The organism is Microcoleus sp. D3_18a_C4 (assembly GCF_036702415.1).
In the GTDB taxonomy this organism is placed as follows: domain Bacteria; phylum Cyanobacteriota; class Cyanobacteriia; order Cyanobacteriales; family Microcoleaceae; genus Microcoleus.
The window spans coordinates 1-19,776 of record NZ_JAUBTI010000037.1 but is presented as its reverse complement, the minus strand read 5'-3'; the positions used below and the strand labels follow the sequence as shown (position 1 = coordinate 19,776).

The window sequence follows — 19,776 nt, the reverse complement described above, 5'->3', positions numbered from 1 at the left end:
CGACTCCAACCGGAACTCCAACTCCGACTCCCACGGGAACTCCGACTCCCACGGGAACTCCGACTCCCACGGAAACTCCAACCCCAACCGGAACTCCGACTCCCACGGAAACTCCAACCCCAACCGGAACTCCGACTCCAACAGGAACTCCAACTCCAACCGGAACTCCGACTCCAACAGGAACTCCAACCCCAACCGGAACTCCGACTCCCACGGAAACTCCGACTCCCACGGAAACTCCAACTCCAACCGGAACTCCAACCCCAACCGGAACTCCAACTCCCACGGAAACTCCGACTCCAACCGGAACTCCAACCCCAACCGGAACTCCGACTCCCACCGGAACTCCGACTCCCACCGGAATTCCTGTTGACTCTGACAGCGTTCAAGGGGGCGATACCGATTGCATTTGCGAACAGATTACCCTACCCGCGATCGGTTCGATTCCGGGCCCGAATTCTGTCGATCGCACTTTCAATGGCACTGACGGCGACGACTTCCTCATCGGCAGCAATCTCAACGACGTTATCAGCGGTTTCAACGGCGACGACGTTCTGCTGGGCGAAAAAGGCAACGACAATATTTACGGGGCACTGCCCAGCAATATCCCCCTTGGCCCGAATGCAGACAAAGACTTGCTGTTTGGCGGCAATGGCAATGACTACCTCAAGGGCAATGCCGGCAACGATCGCATTTTCGGGGGTAAGGGCGATGATGTGGCGATCGGCGGCAAAGACGATGACTTGATTGGGGGCGAGAAGGGCAATGACACTCTGGTTGGGGCTCAGGGTAATGACTGCTTGTTTGGAGGCAGTTTTGACCCGTTTAGCCTTGACTCGACTGGACGCGATTTGCTGTTTGGCGGTGCGGGCAACGACTTCTTGAATGGGGGAGATGCTGCGGATACTCTAAGCGGCGAAGAGGGCAACGATACTGTTTACGGCGGCAAGGGCAATGACGTTGTGGTGGGGGGTACTGGCAACGATCGGCTGTTGGGCGATCGCGGCAGTGATAGCATTTGTGGCGGCGATGGGGAAGATACTATTTTAGGAGACAGTGCGATCGACTTTAACGGCGAGCCTGATTCCCTGTGCGGTGGTGCTGGCAATGATTTGATGTTTGGCAACGGCGGTAGTGACAAGCTATGCGGCGAGGAGGGTAACGATACTCTCTATGGCGGTAAAGGCGACGATTGTCTGATTGGGGGTTTGGGCAATGATATTATCAGCGGTGGAATTGGGCGCGATCGCTTTGTTTTAACAGCAGGTGAAGGCAGCGATCTAATTACTGATTTCACAAAAGGTGAAGATTTGCTGGTGTTAGGGGGCGGTGTAACTTTTGCTCAACTTAGTATTACCCAAAATGCTAATGCAGCTTTCATCAGGATTGGTGAGAACGGTCAACTGTTGGCTGCTTTGAATGGAGTGCAAGCTAGTGCGATCGGTGTGAATGATTTTACCATCTTCGGGTAAGCACAAATTAATTAACTAAGGTGCGGAGTACGCACCTTAGTTAATTATGTAGGGTGCACAGCGCGTAGCTTGCCGCTATGAGTAGTGTATCAAATCACTTTTTGGGTCCGGGAGTGCGATCGACAATAATCCAAGCTTTTCCTTGACACTGCTCAGCACTCCCGGTATTATTTTAGTAACAAAAATGACTTAAACAAGCCACTGTACGGAGAAACTACTGTCAGTGTATTTACGTAAGTAAAAATTAAATGTAAAAAAATTGATAGTAGTTGGCAGCTAATACATAATCATCTCAAATTTAGGTGCATCTAGATGGGACAGATAATTATTAACGAATTCCGCCGCGCTACTGGAAACATTACAGGCAACGAGTATGTAGAGTTACTGCTCACAGAAGATGTAAGTGCAACTCAGCTTCAGAGCTATTTTGTAGGCGACTCAACTGAGCCAACAGCAGCTAAATATTCAGCTTATCGATTTACTAATATGACAAGTATTGCTCCTGTGTTTAAAGCAGGAACAATACTTACGATCGGCGGTTCGGCTGCTAATCAAGAGATTGTCTACAACCCCATACCGTCGGGAACAAACAACGATTGGAACATTCGATTGAGTCCCCAAGGTGGATTTTTGACAAAGCTGCTCCCAGCCGGAAATTTTGATTGGAATTTCGCGGCTTCAGATGTTGTTTATGTTGATAATGCTAGCACTACAACTACCGATACAGTAGATTCGATCGCCTGGAGGACATCGGGGACACACGGAGCCTTTGGGAGTGCAGCTAAGGTGCAAATTCCAGCACCAAACAACGGGGGTATTGTCGAGTTTTTAAGCGCTAGTGGTGGCGTGAACCAAACTGCTAATTATGCTGTAAATAATCCAGGTTCCTTGGGTTTGCCCAACGGCGGAATTAACACTATTTATATTAACAGTCTCCGCAACCGACCGGTTAACATCGCTCCGACTTTGGCAACTCCTAATGTTACTACTCTGAGCGCAATAAATGAAGATATACCCAGCCCCGCTAACACAGGCTTTAGTATTTTTAACATCACTAGCGAGTTAGGAAGTGACGCTAATGGCGATCCTTTGGGTGTCGCAGTCACCGCTGCAGACAATAGTAACGGTAACTGGCAATTTTCAACAGATGGCAATACTTGGACAAATTTCGGTGCAGTGTCGGAAACTTCAGCAACATTGCTCGGCCCGACTCCTCTTTATAATGGCTTACTTGGTAACACTCCCAGTTCTCAAAATTGGCTGTCTTTGACTAACTCAAATCTTGCTTCTCCTACCGCTACAGCTTCAGAATTTTTTAGCGGTAATGGAGTTAATTTAAACAGCACTGCGGCCAATAGCATCTATGCTGGCTATACAAATAATTCTTTAAATCCGTCATTTCCCCCCCTCGATCGCACTACAGGCTTTAGCTTGTCTTTTAATCTTCAAATTATCTCGGAATCCCGCACTAATCAAAATCGGGCGGGTTTTAGCATTGTTGCCGTTACTAGCGATCGCAAAGCCATTGAAATCGGTTTCCAGCGCCTATCTGCAACTTCGGGCAATATCTTTGCACAAGGCGACGGCATTACTCCCAACCCAAGCGGACAAACCAACGGCTTATTTGTTGCAGCCGAGAATGTTGGTTATAACACCAATATTGCTACTAACTACACTCTCAGAGTTCAAGGTGACAATTACTTTCTTTCCGATGGCAGCGCTATCATACTAACCGGCCCGCTGCGCGATTATTCAGGATTTAGCGACCAGATCGATCCTTACGAAACTCCTAATTTTCTATTCCTCGGTGACGGTACTAACTCGGCGCAAGCTAACATCAACCTGACGCGGGTTTCCCTGCAAACGCCTGCGAGAGTCCGCTTTGTACCCAACCCAGACTATTACAGTACACCTGGAAGCGAACCAACAATTACTTTTCGGGCGTGGGATGGAAGTAACGGAGTGGGTAACGGTAGTGCGGGCGTCAATGCTTCAGTTACTGGTGGAACAACGCCGTTTAGCACTAATAGTTTAACAAGTTCGATCGCAGTTAATCCAGTCAACGATCCACCTTCGTTTGTCAAAGGAGTCGATCGCACTCTCAGCAGCAATTCGGGGCCACAAACCATCCCCGGATGGGCGACTGCGATTTCTCCAGGCCCTGCCAACGAATCGGGACAAACTGTGGCTTTTCAAGTGCTAGGGAATGATAATGCTGCTTTGTTTAGTGTACAACCTGCGATCGACTCGGTGGGGACGCTAACCTTTACACCGGTGCCGGGGGCGATCGGCAGTGCTAATATCACTCTAAACCTGATAGATAATGGCGGTAGAGATAACGAAGGACTCGATACTTCTGACACCCAATCGTTCATTATCAACCTCACCAATCCAGGCACATTTAATTTCAGCAACGCCAACTACAGCGTTAATGAAAACGGTCAATTTGCCACAATTACCGTTACTCGCACTGATGCTAATGTGGCTGCTGCTGTCAGTTACACTACAAGTAATGGCACTGCTAATGCTGGTAGTGACTATAACCAGACATCGGGAACATTAAATTTTGGGATTGGCGAAACTGCTCAAACTTTCACGATTCCCCTTGTTGATGATTCAGGGATAGAAGAGGATGAAACTGTTAATTTAACTCTGAACAATCCCACTAACGGAGCAGATTTAGGAGCAATTTCTAGTGCTGTTTTGACTATTGTAGATACAACTCCGACTCCGACGCCGACACCTGCAGAAACGCCAACTCCGACTCCGACGCCTGCGGAAACTCCGACGCCTGCGGAAACTCCGACGCCTGCGGAAACTCCGACGCCTGCGGAAACTCCGACGCCAATTCCGACGCCAACTCCGACTCCGACGCCTGCGGAAACTCCAATTCCCACACCGACGCCAATTCCGACTCCGACTCCGACACCTGCGGAAACTCCGACTCCGACACCTGCGGAAACTCCAATTCCCACACCGACGCCAATTCCGACGCCAATTCCTGCGGAAATTCCAACTCCGACACCGACACCAATTCCTGCGGAAACTCCAACTCCCACACCGACACCAATTCCTGCGGAAACTCCAACTCCGACACCGACGCCAATTCCGACGCCAATTCCTGCGGAAACTCCAACTCCGACGCCGACTCCGACACCTGCGGAAACTCCAATTCCGACGCCGACACCAATTCCTGCGGAAACTCCAACTCCGACGCCGACACCAATTCCGACGCCAATTCCTGCGGAAACTCCAACTCCGACGCCGACACCAATTCCGACGCCAATTCCTGCGGAAACTCCGACGCCAATTCCGACGCCAATTCCTGCGGAAACTCCAACTCCGACGCCAATTCCGACTCCGACGCCTGCGGAAACTCCAACTCCGACGGCTGCGGAAACTCCAATTCCGACACCGACGCCAATTCCGACTCCGACGCCTGCGGAAACTCGAATTCCCACACCGACTCCGACGCCTGCGGAAACTCCAACTCCGACTCCGACACCTACGGAAACTCCAATTCCCACACCTACGGAAACTCCAATTCCCACACCTACGGAAACTCCAATTCCGACACCGACGCCAATTCCGACTCCGACACCGACGCCAATTCCGACGCCGACTCCGACGCCTGCGGAAACTCCAATTCCGACACCGACGCCAATTCCGACGCCAATTCCTGCGGAAACTCCAATTCCGACACCGACTCCGACGCCAATTCCTGCGGAAACTCCAATTCCGACACCGACTCCGACGCCAATTCCTGCGGAAACGCCAATTCCGACATCTGGAGAAACTCCAATTGCGACGGCTAAACCGGCGGAAACGCCGATCGCCCATCAGAATTCGATCGCCCCAACCACATCTCCACCAACCGAAACCCCCACACCTGCGCTAATTCCTGTGGCTTCGGAAGACTGTATGCGCGATCGAATCACTTTACCCGATCGCACTTCCATTCCCGACCCCAATATCCCTGAAAATATCCTCAACGCTACAGACAGCAGCGATTCCCTAATCGGCAGCCATATTAATGACAGCATCAACGGTTTTAACGGCAGCGACTTGGTAATTGGCTTTCCAGGCAACGACAATATTTACGGTGGCCTTGCTAGCCCAGTTACTGTTGGCGCGGATGCAGACAGCGACACCATATTTGGCAACGAAAATAACGACTATCTCGTCGGCCACGCTGGGAATGACATTATTTATGCGGGTAAAGATCCAGATGTGGCGATCGCAGGCAAAGATAATGACGTAGTTTGGGGCGACAAAGGCAACGATAGCCTGCTTGGTGATGAAGGTAATGACAGTTTATTTGGCGGCACTTCTGATGCGCCTGACGGTGGCTTGACAGGAAAAGATTTGCTTTTTGGCAATAACGGCAACGACGTTTTGTACGGGCAAGAAAGCGAAGATACTCTAAGCGGCGGCAAGGACAATGATACCTTACATGGTGGCAAAAATAACGATATAATTTGCGGGGATTTTGGCAATGATTTGCTGTTTGGAGAGTTGGGAAATGACACCATCTGCGGCGGCGATGGCGAGGATACGATTTTCGGAGATATTGACAATATCGCGACGGATGCTAGCAGTCAAAAAGATTATTTGTGCGGCGGTGGCGGCAATGATTTAATTTTTGGTCATCAAGATGCCGATCAATTGTGCGGCGGTGACGGTAGCGATACTCTGTACGCGGGTGAGGGTGATGATACTTTGATTGGGGGAATTGGCGACGACTGGTTGAGGGGAGACTTCGGAAACGATACGCTGCAAGGGGGAAGCGGGCGCGATTACTTTTTCTTGACTGCGGGAGAAGGCCGCGATGTCATCGCTGATTTTACGCAAGGTGAAGATTTATTAATTTTGACGGGAGGGTTAACGGTCGATCGACTCAGCATAGTTGAAGAAAACACTACAACTTTTATCAAAATTGCCAACACAGATCAAATCTTAGCTAGCCTAAAAGGCGTGTCAGCTAATCTCATCACTCAACAGGATTTTACAGTAATTGGGCTACCTGGTTTGTAGATAATATGGAATCCAGTTGTATCAGAACGATCGCTAATATCATGTCCGATCGATTAACCATAATATCCCGGTGGGGGCGGGTTTGTGAGATTGTCAATTATTGGCAGGTATTGTTGGTGAGAGGAGCACCTACAAAAATCGATCTCGCTCGACCGGACATGATATGAGACACTACTTAAATCTTTCGTATAGCCTCAGCAAATAGTCATATCGCCTTGATTTATCCTCTCTAAAATTAATCTACCCTGCCTTCAGAATGCAGGCTAGGGCGATCGGGAGAACTGTGGAGTAAAACACAATATTGGTACTAGACTTGGGGTTAAGTTGAAACTGTAGGGTGCGGACTGCACACCCTACAGTTTCTCGTTTCCAGCCTCGGCTTTGTATTTAAACCGGAACCAGAGTAGGTTCCAAATTTGCCACTAATTTTAGATTGTACTCATCTTCAAAAGATGGCTTTTTATAATCCAAACTCCAGAGTTCCAGAGCGCAATTGTCTTCGGGATTGAGCGGCTGCAGCCGCAAATGAAACTCTCGAACTTCCGGGCGGTGTTCGCATTTAAAATCAGAAATTGCGCCAATCTGCCGCCTGTCCAAAGCCACAGCCAATCGCAGAAAAGGATGCAATTTACTGACGAGTTCCCGGTATTTTTTCGGAAGAATTACAAAATTATCGTGCTTTTTTTTGGGAGGATTTTTCCGGTGATAGCGAGCTAAGTTCGCAATTACTTCAATCTCAGTTTCAGTGTATCCCAATAACTCACCGTTGCGAATTAAATAGTAAGAATGCTTGTGGTGCGCTGAATGACTGACGTACAAACCGCAGTTGTGCAGAATCGCGGCAGCCCACAGCAACTCGCGTTCTTCGGTTCCCCAATAGTGTAGAATTCCTTGAGTTTGGTCGAAGAAATTGAGCGCAAATGCTGCGGTTCTTTCGCTTTGTTCTAAATTGACTTGATATTTCTCAGCCATGTGCAGAATGCTGCGCTGGCGGATTGAACCTTGATAGCGCAAGCGGTTCTCAATTAAACCGTGCGCCAGCATCCAGTCAACAATTACGCCTTCTCTCAGAGAGTGATCGCACACAGTCAGCGATTCAATTCCTAATAGTGTCATAGCTTCCTGCAAAATCATAGATCCTGCGAGAATAATTTCCGCCCGCTTGTCCGACATTCCCGGAATTGCCAACCTTTCGGCATAAGAAAGTTTGCGAAAGCGATTGACTAAATCGCGCAAATCTTTTAAACTTAACTGATATCCGGCTAGGGGATTCGGCACTGTTCCAAACTTTTCGCGAGCGTTAATTGCAGCCAGAGTTTCGATGGTTCCAGCAGTGCCAATCAAGCGCAAAGGTTCGCCAGCATTGAATTGAGAGCGCAATTCGTCGATCGGTCTTTCCAGCGAAATCCGAATATAAGCTTGCAAATAAGCAAACTCCTCCCTGCTAATCGGGTCAGTTTTGACAAATTGTCCTGTTAAGCGAACAGCACCAATTTTTGTACTCGTGAGACAGCGAGGCTCAGAACTGTCTCCTAAAATCAACTCCGTAGAACCGCCTCCAATATCAATAATTACCTGCGACTGATTGTTAAATTCCATACCCGAAAGAACACCGAGATAAATTCTCCGCGCTTCTTCTTGACCGGAAATTAAACTCACATCCAGGTCTAATTCGTCAGCAACTTGTTTGAGAAAATCCCGCCCGTTAGGAGCTTCCCGAACCGCACTCGTAGCCACAGCGATAATTTGTTCCGCATTGAAAGTTTTAGCAATATCTTGAAAACGGCGCAGAGTGGCGATCGCCCTTTCCATAACCTCGGACTTCAAGCACCCTGTCTTAACCTCACAATCGCCCAACCGAACCGTATCTTTTTCTCTAGCAATAATCGTAAACGCGGGCAATTTCGGATCGATGCGCGCCACCACCATGTGAAATGAGTTAGTACCCATATCAATAGCAGCAATAATGCGATTTGACTCCGCAGAAGCAAGTGAATTAACCATTGGAGTATCGGGGTTGACAGATATTTATGATTATTTCACGAATCCAGTTAGGGATTCTATTAAATTAGCAAAAATCGGGAACTGCTGACTGGGCAAGACTTTCACCTATTTTAAATTCCGATAGAAGTATGCTCGCCAGCAGAGATAGTAAGTGATTGTGCCTAAAATTTGATAAAATCTAGAGTTAAAAATATCAAATCTAGAATTGAAATGCTTAAAGAGCCCGATCGCCAACCCGAATCCACATTGCTAACCGTCGTGAGGCTTTTGAGATGGGACAAACCAGCAGGAAGGCTCATTTTAATGATTCCAGCCCTCTGGGCCGTCTTTTTAGCAGCAGAGGGGAGGCCGCCCGCAGCATTGGTGGGCGTGATTGTGTTGGGTACCCTAGCCACGAGTGCGGCGGGATGCGTCATCAACGACTTATGGGATCGCGATATTGATCCCGAAGTAGAAAGGACGCGATCGCGCCCCCTAGCATCCCGCGCCCTCACCGTGCAAACGGGAATAGGAGTTGCATTAATTTCCTTTGCTTGCGCGGCCATTCTCGCTTTGTATCTCAATCCTTTAAGCTTCTGGCTGTGTGTCGCCGCCGTACCAGTAATTATCTGCTATCCGCTGGCAAAAAGATTCTTTCCAGTGCCGCAATTAGTGTTATCAATTGCCTGGGGATTTGCTGTTTTAATTAGTTGGAGCGCCGCCGTTGACGAATTAGAATTAGCGACTTGGCTGCTGTGGGGTGCAGTCGTGTTTTGGACGATGGGATTTGATACAGTTTATGCGATGAGCGATCGGGAAGATGATTTGCGTTTGGGGGTGAATTCCAGCGCGATATTTTTCGGAGATAATGCCGCTAATGCTGTGGGGTTTTTCTTTGTTGGTACTGTCGGTTTATTGGCAGCAATGGGGATGAATTTGCACTTGCATATTGGCTTTTGGATTGCAATTTTTTGGGCGGCGGTTCTGTGGTTTTTGCAGTACAGTCAACTGCGGAATGCGGATATTCCTAAGCCTGTTTACGGTCAAATTTTTCGCCAAAATGTTTGGGTGGGATTTGTCATATTGGCGGGAATGATCGTTGGGGATATTTTTTAATAGATATCTCCAATAATTATTGTGGAACAGGCATCTTGCCTGTTCAAAAAGCAATATTAGTAATTATTGTCAGGTGGAAAAACGCCAAATCTTAATAGTTCTGTCTCGGCTACCACTGATGAGAGTTTCTCCGTCAGGACTAAAGGCAAGGCAATAAACAGTGTCTGAATGTCCTAGAGTGTGCATTGCTTCTCCGGTAAATAAATCCCAAATTCTAATAGTGCGATCGGCACTACCGCTAGCGAGATATTTCCCATCAGGACTAAAGGCAACAGCGTGAACATCATCCGTATGTCCTGTCAAGTTACTTTTGAGTTCTCCACTGCTTAAACGCCACAGTTTAATCGGTTGCTTGACACCGCCACTGGCGAGAGTTTGTCCATCGGGACTGAAGGTGACACTATAAACAATGTTGTCGCTAAAGAAAGAACGAGGCCAACCAATAGGGCCGTCACCAGGGCCGTTTAAGTTGCGGATTTCTCTGCCTGTGTTAAGATTCCAAAGCTTGATATTACTGTCGAAACTTCCACTAGCAATTATATTGCCGTCGGGAGCGATCGCAACGTCGTGAACTGCCCAAACATGACCTCTGAGAGTGTGTCGCAATTCCCCGGTTTCGAGGTTCCAAACTTTCACGGTACTGTCAGCGTGGTGTCCGCTGACTAAAGTTTTGCCATTAGGAGTTAGGGCGATCGACCATACAGAAAGAACCACCCAGTCATCGCCTTTGAGAGTGCGTTTTAGTTGCCAGGTTTGAGTATCCCACAATTTAATAGTACCGTCGGGATTGGCGCTGCTGCTGGCAAGAGTTTTTCCGTCGCTGCTGAAAGTAACGCAAGTCACGCCTCCAGAATGTTCGGTGAGATTTTCTAGGAGTTCTCCTGTTGTCAAGTTCCACACTTTAATAGTTTGATCGAGACTGCAACTAGCGAAAATTTGACCGTCTGGGTGAATGGCGAGTGATTTAATAATGTCTGAATGCTCTGTGAGAGTATGTTCGGTTTTCCAAGTTTTTTTGGGGAAATTAGTTTGAGTATTTTCATGTTCTAAAGCTTGCTCTATTTCCGCTTTCAAGCTCCGTCCTTTGGGATCTTTCGGATACTTTTCGAGAAAAAAGTCTACATCAAATAAAATTTCTTTTATCTCTCTTTGTGATTTTGCCAGTAAAAGTTTTTTGCGAATTATACCTAAATTTTCAATCTTTTTATCTTCCCAACTCGTGGGTGGTGACCAAACGAGAGAAGGTTCAGCGGGATTTTGACAAATAATTGGCATCCAAGCTGCACCAGGAAACTCATCTTCTAACCCTTCTGTCCTCAACATGGTTCGTGCTTTCAGAACAGCTTGGTATAAAGATTCTCGGTTATTAGAAAAAGCTTTTAAAAAGTGCTTTAAAAACCGTTGTGCAACCCGATCGGGTACGGGTTCTCGCATGACAATTAATTGCGGAATATTTAACTCTGCCAAATCATAAGCAAGTTGCAACCCGTCACAGGAATTGAAAATCGCTAATTTTAACCCGCGTTCGATCGCATCTTTTAACCCTGGCTTTAAATGATCTATTGTTAAATATTCTTTAGGCTCAGTTGTTCTAGTATAAATTCGTCCTTTGTTATCATCACTGGAACTATGTCCCGCAAAAAACAGAATATCCCAGTTTTCGTATCCAATGCGATCGCTAACAACTTCCCGCGTCGGTTCTGGGAGAAATCTGACCTCTGCATCTGAAAAACCTTCTTCTAAGGTAGCACGTTCTTCCTCTAGATTCAGTCCTTCACTATCGCCCAAAATTACTAGGATTCTCAGCTTAGTCTTGTCGCCAACTCGGGTGAGTTTTTCAACTCGGTCAAAATTGGGCGGACTCAAGGCAATTTCTACTTTAGCTTTACTAGAAGTAAATATACTCCATTCGTGCCAAGGAATTTTGTTGAGCAAATCATCTTTTGCTTGAATAAAAAACCTAACTTCTTCTTGTTTTCCTTGACTTTCTCCTAATTCTTGCAGGAGCCGATCGTTAAGTTTTCTAAATTCAACACAGTCGTATTGATTTAACCAAAAATTGACACTTTTTGTCAATTTTTGATAAGATAAGCGACATTTTTCTCGGGCTGTGGCAGTATCATTCGGAGTAATCCGCTGTTTGAGTCTTTCTGAATTACGAAAAGTCAAACACTGACGCAAATATGAATAATTCTTTTTCAAATCCTGATAAATGTTAGAAATATTGTCGGGACTTGGTGGAAGCTGAAAATCCATTCCAGTAAAAAAAGGCTGACCTTCTTTGGCAATTTGCAGAGTGACATCAAACCCTTCCTCAAAACTTCCCCTGTTGATTTTTAAGAAAATTCGTTTGGCCATAGGTGTTTTTTTGACCTTCTCAATTAGTTAAAATTCAAAATATTCGGTAAGGCTGTCATCGCCTGAAGTCACTTGAACGCTGAACTCTTCTCCTGGTGAGAATGAGATTTCTTGTTTAAATCCATCTCTGTCTTCATTAACTAGGAGTTCGACAGGTTCGCCGGATTCAAAAAAAACAGTAAGCTTGAGGTCTTCTGGTAAATAGGTTTGCTCTTGAAGCGGATATATCCCCAGAAATAGGCTAATGGTTTGATCTTCTTGTTTCTCTAAATCCAGAGTTAAAGCGAGGGTACGATCGCCCATTTGAATTTGTTTAACTCGTTGAACGGTATTTGACCTAAAAGCTTCTTGAAGCCTTCTAATACCCAATATATCAGCAGTTGTCAACCATCCTTCCTGAAGCGCCTCAACAAAGTTATTTTGGAACCATATATTTAAATTCACTGGCGGTACTATTACATAATCTAGTCTTACATCCTTAACTTTCATATTAAGTAATTGGGTTAACTCTCCTGTCCTAAATCTAGTTTGAATTTCCTCAAATCCTGTGGGATCTGTCTCAAAATATACAATCAAACTACCCTCTTGTATTTGATTTATTTGAATCGAAATATTGCCGGGAATTCTTTCTAGGATTCTGGAGATTTCAAGAATGATATCTGGTGGCACTGTCTCGAAAACCACAGGATCGATCCACATCTTTGCACCGACTCGAACTTCTTGCCCAGTTAGCAGTGGATACCATTCATTAGGATTCACGATATCTCTAGGATGCAAATCTAAGGCTTTAGCAATCTTTTCAATAGCATCTCGCTGAACCGGATAGCCCCAATGGGGATTACTGAGTCTTTTAACTTGGTCAACATTTACAGCCGCAATTTCTGCTAATTTTTCGTAAGAGTATCCTTTCTTAAACCTTTGATCCTCAATGATTTTGGAGCCGTTATCAGTGGCTAGTAATCCACGAAGTTTCTTGCGTTTTTGAGTCATTATTACAATAATTTTAGCGTTGTATTTTCTTGAAGTTTAACGACCCATATAAATGCAGATAAATGCAGATAAATGCAGATATATACAAAAATGCAGCTCGATGCAGAACGGCACTGTTATCTGCACTGAATCAATCTGGTTGTCACTCTTTTGTTTCAGTACATTGTGATTGTAGACAGCAGTTAGGCCTAACTCAGTTGTCCTTGGTTCAAAAAATTGACTTGGAGACAAGAGTATGAATTGCAAAGTCTTGATTTCACCCCTCCTCATCTGCTCGATCGCGATCGGCAACATAACTTTGGTACTAGCCGCAGTTTCAGGTGCTTCAATCGCTCGAATCGCCCTTGGGTCAGCCACAACTAACATGATACCCCGAATTTGTATCGATCGACATGGCAATGAATACCCCTGTCCTTGATTAAGGCTAAATCTCAAATAAGTGCGATCGCACTTAAGTAAATCCACCTAAAAAACAGAATTCCCCGATACCCGACTTCTTAAAGCAGTCGGGTATCTCACCGCGCGAGATCATTTTACATTTAATTAGAGCCACCTAATTGCTTCAGACGCTGACGAGCCTTACCAATGTAAACATCTTCATCTGGCTCATCGGAGTTAGCATATTCCAAACAGTGTTTCCAAGCTTTCACAACTTCTGCATCATTCCCCAGATTTTCTTGCACTTGGGCCATGATGCCATAAGTTAAACCCCGATCGCTCTGTAATTTAACAGCCTCTTGCAGCTTGTCCAAAGCTTCTTCATAGCATCCTTGTTCCTTCCAAGCCCAAGCAAGGTAGGTTAACAACCCTGCTTTGACTATTTTGTTATTCTCAACTTTCTCGGTTTTCACCAGCTTTAAACCTAGCCCAATTTTTTCAACTGATTTCCGCAAATCTTTATATTCAATGATATACAAACGGCCCAACTTGCAGTAAGCAGCAGCCAAGCCTAGGAATGCTGCATCCTGATACAGTTCCATCGCCCGATCGACTTTTCCCGCTTCTTCATACATCAATGCTTGATTGTAGTAAGTCACTGCATTATCTGGGTTGATTTTAATAGCTAGATCGAATTGTTTTCGAGCTTCAATTAAGTCGCCAGCTTGTTTTAAGTTAAACCCTCGATTGTTAGCATCCTTCGCCGCATCAAACAAAGTCATTTCTCTTGCTGGTGCTTCCGGGCGCGATCGCTTCTTGATTGCTTCTTCCATCGCCAGCTTGAATTTTTTTTTAGTAATTTTTTTCCCTTCTCCAATCACCTCGGATACTAAAGCCCATAAACCCTGGGCCAGCCTTCTCTCGACATAATTAGGGCTGTAGTTAGAAATGTTCATATCTGCATAATCCACATCCAGCCAGCTTAGACGAATAATTTCTTTTTCTACAAAATCCAGCGACTTGCCTTTCTTTTCCAAAACCCACTTATCCAACAGGCTCAACATTTCTTCAGGTTCCATTGCTTTCCCCAATTCATCTATTTTTTTAGTGATTATAAAAGATTTTTTGTGATTTTTGTGATTTTTGTGATTTTTTTATAAAAGTTGTGAACTTTGTGTGTGAATTTTAGCATTGTTTTGATTAGGCGAATCCTGGAAAATATGTAGAAGTAACCAACTGTACAAAACTAGGTGTAGGTTAACTGTCCCAATTTTACCTACAAGCGTTCGAGTTAGTTCAATCGTTTTTCATCTCTACCAACTTAGCCCAAAGTTTTCACAGTGTTACATCTACATTTACTAAAAGAGTGATTATGGATGGCATAGATAAATTGAGGTTGAGACTGGAACAATATTCCGATCGCAGTTCTAAAGACGAGCTGTTATGTCAGCTAATTTTAAATATCTGCTTGCTATCACGGGATAATCCCCAGCGTCGAAAATTGATGGATCGGTTATTGCGGGAACTGCAACGCTTGCCAAAATTGTCAAAAAGTTCTCATCCCTATTATTATGAAGCCGTTAATAAAACTTGGGAATGGTTAGACAAGAACCTTCACAAGTTTCATCCCCGCAGTTCTCCCATTCAAGACAGTATCATGACTTGGATTAACCGTTATCTCAAGTATCGAATTCACGATTTATATGCTGCCAAAAATCCAAACATACTTCCCTTAGATTTAGACGCTTTAGAACGTAGTCGATTTTACAATGACTGTTTAGATGGTTTGGAGGTGGAAATCGAACGGATTGAGAGACAAGAAAAACAAGCTGTAGCACGGGCGATCGTAAAATACATCTATCGAGATCCAGAATACGAACTTCGGAATTGTTATCCTCGAAACCGTCCCGACTGCAACTGTCAAATTCTTGTTCAAAGATTGTTTTTGCAGCAGTCGCCCGAAAAAATGGCAGTCATCGCCCGACAGTTAAATATCAAGACACAGACTATTTACTCTTTTTGGAAAAGGACGGGATTGTCCAAACTGCAACGAATTGGCCGACACATTGCTCAAAAAAATTCTGATTTTATGTCTGGCTGATTGCTGATTGTCTGAATCTGGCGCCATTTATACGCCAGATTTAGAAAGGATCTCGCCCTTCATTGAATTTGGTTTTTTCATAATCTACCAACACAAGGATAACCACAATGTCAGCAGAACAAACTAATCCAATGCGATTTAAGGGTGTTGCCAGCGATGGACTTTTCAAAGGCAAAGTCATTGAGGGCAAACTCGACATCAAAGTCAACGTCGAGTCGGTTACAGATCAACCCAAAGAAGAACCGAAGCCGGCACCTTTTGGTTGGGAGACAATTTTATTCGCGGTGTTTTTTTTGTTAGTTCTTAATCAAGCAGCAGGCGACCCCGGAGGCATGAGAAAATACCAAATTCCGCAAAGGTCTTCTCACCATCAGATTTTACCACAATAGGGAGAACAGGCATCAGCCAATCGCAATTATATCCATCTCCCTGAGTGTGAGGTGGATGTAAAACCTCGATTCCCGGTAGTTTGTGTAAAGTTATGCTACAAAGACTGAAACTTTGCATAAAAACTAAAACTTACTCCAGATAAATAAGTAGCGATGGAAGTTCAGCGAGTTAACCCCACACTCTTTGTGAAGTTATATTACAAAACGCATAAAAACTCCGACGCACTTCAGATAGATCAATATCAGCCCACAGTTATCGAATTAATCAAGGTGCATCATGTCTAATATATCGATCGGCAATCTGAACGACAACTATTTCTCCATCGACTTCGCAGGTAAAACTGACCCCACAGACACCTATCGTTTTAATCGGCTTAATACAGGCAGCTTTCGAGTTACGGCTGAAGGATTTAGTTCCATTGTCGGGATGCAACTCCTCGACAGTCAGGGAAAAGTCGTCAAAGACATCGAAACAAACGGCACAAATTCGGGAACTTTTAGCATCGATAATTTGGGCGCAACCAATTATGCACTCAAAATTTCTGCACCTTCGGGCGATACAAATTATCAAGTTAGTTTAACCCCAGATGGCAAAGTTGACCCGCTGACAGGTTTAGGGGTTGACTCCGGCTTTTTCGCTACAGATTCAACGGGACAAGTTGGCTTTGACTGGCTGCACGACGGCGGCAATTATAAAGGTGAAGTTGCCATTTTCAGCGTGCTGGGAATGGAGAAATTTACTCCTGGTTCTCAGGAATTTATCAAAGAAGCAGCAAGACGATCCTTGACCAATTCTACCTTGGGTCACGTAGTAATTTCTGACCCCACAGAAGGTGCAAATCCGCTATTTAACGGCCGTTTAGGAGAGGGAAATTATAACGAAGGGCAGTACAGCGGCGCGAAAACATTTCCGATGAAACCGGGAGAAGCTTTTGCCGTGATGCTGGTGCCAAATGGTACAGTGCAAGATGTGTTTAAGAATCCCGGTGCCGGCGGTGACAAACGCCCGCTGTTGTCATTATCTAGCACTAATCCAGATGATGCTTGGTTGTACGGTCAAGTAGCAGATGTCACTGGCAATGGCAAGGCATTTGCAATGGAAGATCAGCGCGTCGATCAGGGTTCAGATAAAGATTATAACGATTTGGTTTTCAATTTAACAGGCGCGACGGGCAAAGCAGTGTCGATCGACAAAGTGATCGATCCAAGTAAGGATTGGACTAAACTCGATGGCGGCAAGAAATTGATCGATTATGTCAAATCAAAGCAGCCGGTTGCTGTCGCGCCTCCTGTGGAAACGCCACCGATTGATCCAAAACCCCCGGTTGCTGTCGCGCCTCCTGTGGAAACGCCACCGATTGATCCAAAACCGCCGGTAGCTGTCACGCCTCCTGTGGAAACGCCACCGATTGATCCAAAACCGCCGTTTGCTGTAGCGCCTCCTGTGGAAACGCCACCGATTGAGACAACGCCACCTGTGGAGACAAAACCACCTGTGGCTGTCGCGCCACCGATTGAGACAACGCCGCCTGTGGAAACGCTGCCTGTGGCAACGCCGCCTGTTGCGACAACGCCACCTGTTGCAACGCTGCCGACCCCTCCAACACCACCGGTGCAACCGCCTACGATCGCCCCGGAACCGCCTCTAGTTGGACTTGAGCCGATCGATGATATGTCGCAGCCGATCGACCCGGAACCGCCGATTGAAACCGTATTACCGATTAGTTTGCCGCCAGAAAATCGCGCCTTTATCGGTATCATCGACACTGGATTTGCGACGAACAATCCCGATTTGGATTACTCTAAAGTGACATTGGGGCGCGATCGCATTGACAAAGACAGCAATCCTTTGTTTACTGCTGGCACTGGTAACGAACACGGCACATTTAGCTGGGGTTTAGTTAGTGCGATTCAAGGCAACGACAAAGGCATTGATGGCTACAACGATAAGGCAAATGTTTATTTAAGTCGGGCAATTGGTTCTGGGGAATGGGATTTAGCTTTAACTGATTTTGTGGGTGAAGCGACAGCACAAAAGAAGAAGAAGAATGCGATCGCACTTCTTCCCCTCGATTTAACTCAGAAAAATGCTGACGGAAGCATTACTACTCGTTATGAATTTACGAACCGAGAACGTGCTGCATTAGAGAATGCGCGTCAGAATGGAGTGCTTTTAGTTGTTGCGGCTGGGAATGACGGCGACGTGATGTCTGTTTTGGGTCAATCTTCCCAGGAGTTTGAGAATATTCTGACGGTTGGTTCATCTGATGGCTTTGGGCGATCGGATTATTCCAGCTACGGCTATGGTTTGGATATTTTAGTGCCCGGAGGTGCGATCGAAAATCCGACTTTATCGACTGTTGGCGATGATTTAGGCACGATGGCGGGAACTTCGGCATCCGCGGCTAAGGCGGCGGGGATGGCGTCTAAGGTTTGGGAGAGTAATCCCGATTTGAATGCTACCCAAGTGATTGATATTTTGACCGGAAGTGCGATCGATTTGAAGGAGCCCGGATGGGATGAAGAAACAGGTTTTGGGGTGGTGAATTTCAATAAAGCTGTAGCAATGGCGAAGGAAACAGCGCCACAACTTTATATTCCGACACCTTTCTCGAATCCGACAACTTGGGGTAAAGAAGGGTTGGTGACGCCATTAGAAAGGGCGACGGCCGATGAGTTTAATGGCAAATACTATGAGTGGGAGTCTCGCACTCTTCAGTTTGGAGATACCCTAAGTCAAATTGCACTCGACACAATGGGCGATGCTTCTGCTAATGCTTACAACTGGATTGCTCAACATAACGGCATTCCCAATGCCAGTGAGATTCAGGCTGGGGATACAATTGAGATTCCCAAGGAGGTATCAGCACCAATTCAGAACCCCGATCCAATTCAAAATCCCGATCCAATTCAGAACCCCGATCCAATTCAAAATCCCGATCCAATTCAAAATCCCGATCCAATTCAAAATCCCGATCCAATTCAAAATCCCGATCCACTGCCACCGTCTAATTCAATTTCTCTCAACGGACACACCATTGGTGGCAATTTCTATCCAGTTTTCCAGAATTATCAAGGAACGCTGGGGAATCCCATTTCAGATGTCACCGACTATAATGGCGTGAGCTATCAGCTATTTGAGAATGGGTCGATCGTCAGCAGTGCAAATGGAACATTCCCGCTTTACGGAGGCATCCGTCAAACATACAGGAATACAGGTGGATTGGAAGGCTGGTTAGGTGCTCCAACGAGTGAAGAAAAGGGATTGGGAGATGGAAATATCATCCAATACTTTGAAAACGGTCACATTTACTGGAATGGCAGTAAGGCGATCGCTTACAAAGAAGGTAGCGGTTTAGCATCTAATAGTTCAGGTACTAACCTAGCCCAACCCAATCCAGGCAATCCCAATTTAGGCATAAATCCAAGTAATCCTAATCCAATCAAACCCAACCCAACCCAACCAATCCCAACCAATCCCAACCAATCCCAACCAACTAATCCTCTCTTACAACCTGTACATACTAAAGTTGACTACCTTTCTATTGCTACTCGGTACGGTGAGTACCGTAGTGGTGATGACTGGAACGTTGGTCGTGGCAAGAGTTTCAATTTGGGCTTTAATTGGGAATCTCCTGATGTAACCTATCAAACGGGTCAGCTTATTTATGCCCTTGAGGGTGGCACAATAGCAAAAGGTGGCAATATTTTCACAACCATACCATACTACAGAACTTTTACTGATGGTAAGAATGGTGATGCAGAAATCATCCTTGGTCCTGACGATGAACTTTCTAAAGAAGCAAGAAACCACAAAGACTTCCAGACCAAGTTTGAGCAGATTCGGACTCAGCTTAAAGTCAAGATAGAAGATGTTGTAAGCTGTTCAGCATCTAAAACGCATATTGTATGGTATACTATGATAATTTTCCGATAAAGTCAATGCCTACTAAAA

General features: G+C 45.7%; 10 protein-coding genes. 6 read left to right on the top strand and 4 right to left on the bottom strand.

Translation table 11 applies throughout. The annotated features are described in order from the left end of the window. The coding region (locus tag QUB16_RS17580) for a calcium-binding protein (protein WP_333317972.1) at positions 1-1,472 on the top strand (1,472 nt) is incomplete at its 5' end. Between the two features lie 312 nt (positions 1,473-1,784). After that, positions 1,785-6,506 (top strand): choice-of-anchor Y domain-containing protein, encoded by a 4,722-nt coding sequence (locus QUB16_RS17575; RefSeq protein WP_333317971.1) that lies wholly within the window; start codon positions 1,785-1,787, stop codon positions 6,504-6,506. 387 nt (positions 6,507-6,893) lie between these two features. Here the strand turns inward: QUB16_RS17575 and QUB16_RS17570 are convergent, their stop codons facing one another. Continuing rightward, complete coding sequence (locus QUB16_RS17570) at positions 6,894-8,510, bottom strand: Ppx/GppA phosphatase family protein (RefSeq protein WP_333317969.1); 1,617 nt, start codon at positions 8,508-8,510, stop codon at positions 6,894-6,896. A 210-nt stretch (positions 8,511-8,720) separates the two neighbouring features. Between QUB16_RS17570 and QUB16_RS17565 the strand changes: the two genes are divergently transcribed. Next, on the top strand, positions 8,721-9,605 hold the full coding sequence (locus QUB16_RS17565) for a 4-hydroxybenzoate solanesyltransferase (RefSeq protein ID WP_333317967.1): 885 nt from the start codon (positions 8,721-8,723) through the stop codon (positions 9,603-9,605). A 69-nt stretch (positions 9,606-9,674) separates the two neighbouring features. On the opposite strand, the gene QUB16_RS17560 is transcribed toward QUB16_RS17565, so the two are convergent. The 3 genes from QUB16_RS17560 to QUB16_RS17550 form a co-directional block, all read right to left on the bottom strand. Continuing rightward, positions 9,675-11,963, bottom strand: a complete 2,289-nt coding sequence (locus QUB16_RS17560; protein WP_333317965.1) for a WD40 domain-containing protein — start codon at positions 11,961-11,963, stop codon at positions 9,675-9,677. 27 nt (positions 11,964-11,990) lie between these two features. Further along, positions 11,991-12,953 (bottom strand): DUF1822 family protein, encoded by a 963-nt coding sequence (locus tag QUB16_RS17555; RefSeq protein WP_333317963.1) that lies wholly within the window; start codon positions 12,951-12,953, stop codon positions 11,991-11,993. A 539-nt stretch (positions 12,954-13,492) separates the two neighbouring features. Next, positions 13,493-14,410 (bottom strand): tetratricopeptide repeat protein, encoded by a 918-nt coding sequence (locus tag QUB16_RS17550; protein ID WP_333317961.1) that lies wholly within the window; start codon positions 14,408-14,410, stop codon positions 13,493-13,495. Between the two features lie 293 nt (positions 14,411-14,703). Here QUB16_RS17550 and QUB16_RS17545 point away from each other — a divergent pair, with 293 nt between their 5' ends. From QUB16_RS17545 to QUB16_RS17535, 3 genes are all read left to right on the top strand, one after another. Continuing rightward, positions 14,704-15,432 carry a hypothetical protein gene (locus QUB16_RS17545; protein ID WP_333317959.1) on the top strand — a complete coding sequence of 243 codons (729 nt, stop codon included), beginning with the start codon at positions 14,704-14,706 and terminating at the stop codon, positions 15,430-15,432. Positions 15,433-15,539: 107 nt separating this feature from the next. Continuing rightward, the gene (locus QUB16_RS17540; protein WP_333055242.1) at positions 15,540-15,821 is read left to right on the top strand and encodes a hypothetical protein; all 282 of its coding nucleotides are present in this window, start codon (positions 15,540-15,542) and stop codon (positions 15,819-15,821) included. 277 nt (positions 15,822-16,098) lie between these two features. After that, on the top strand, positions 16,099-19,758 hold the full coding sequence (locus QUB16_RS17535) for a S8 family serine peptidase (RefSeq protein WP_333317957.1): 3,660 nt from the start codon (positions 16,099-16,101) through the stop codon (positions 19,756-19,758). The last annotated feature ends 18 nt before the right edge of the window (positions 19,759-19,776 follow it).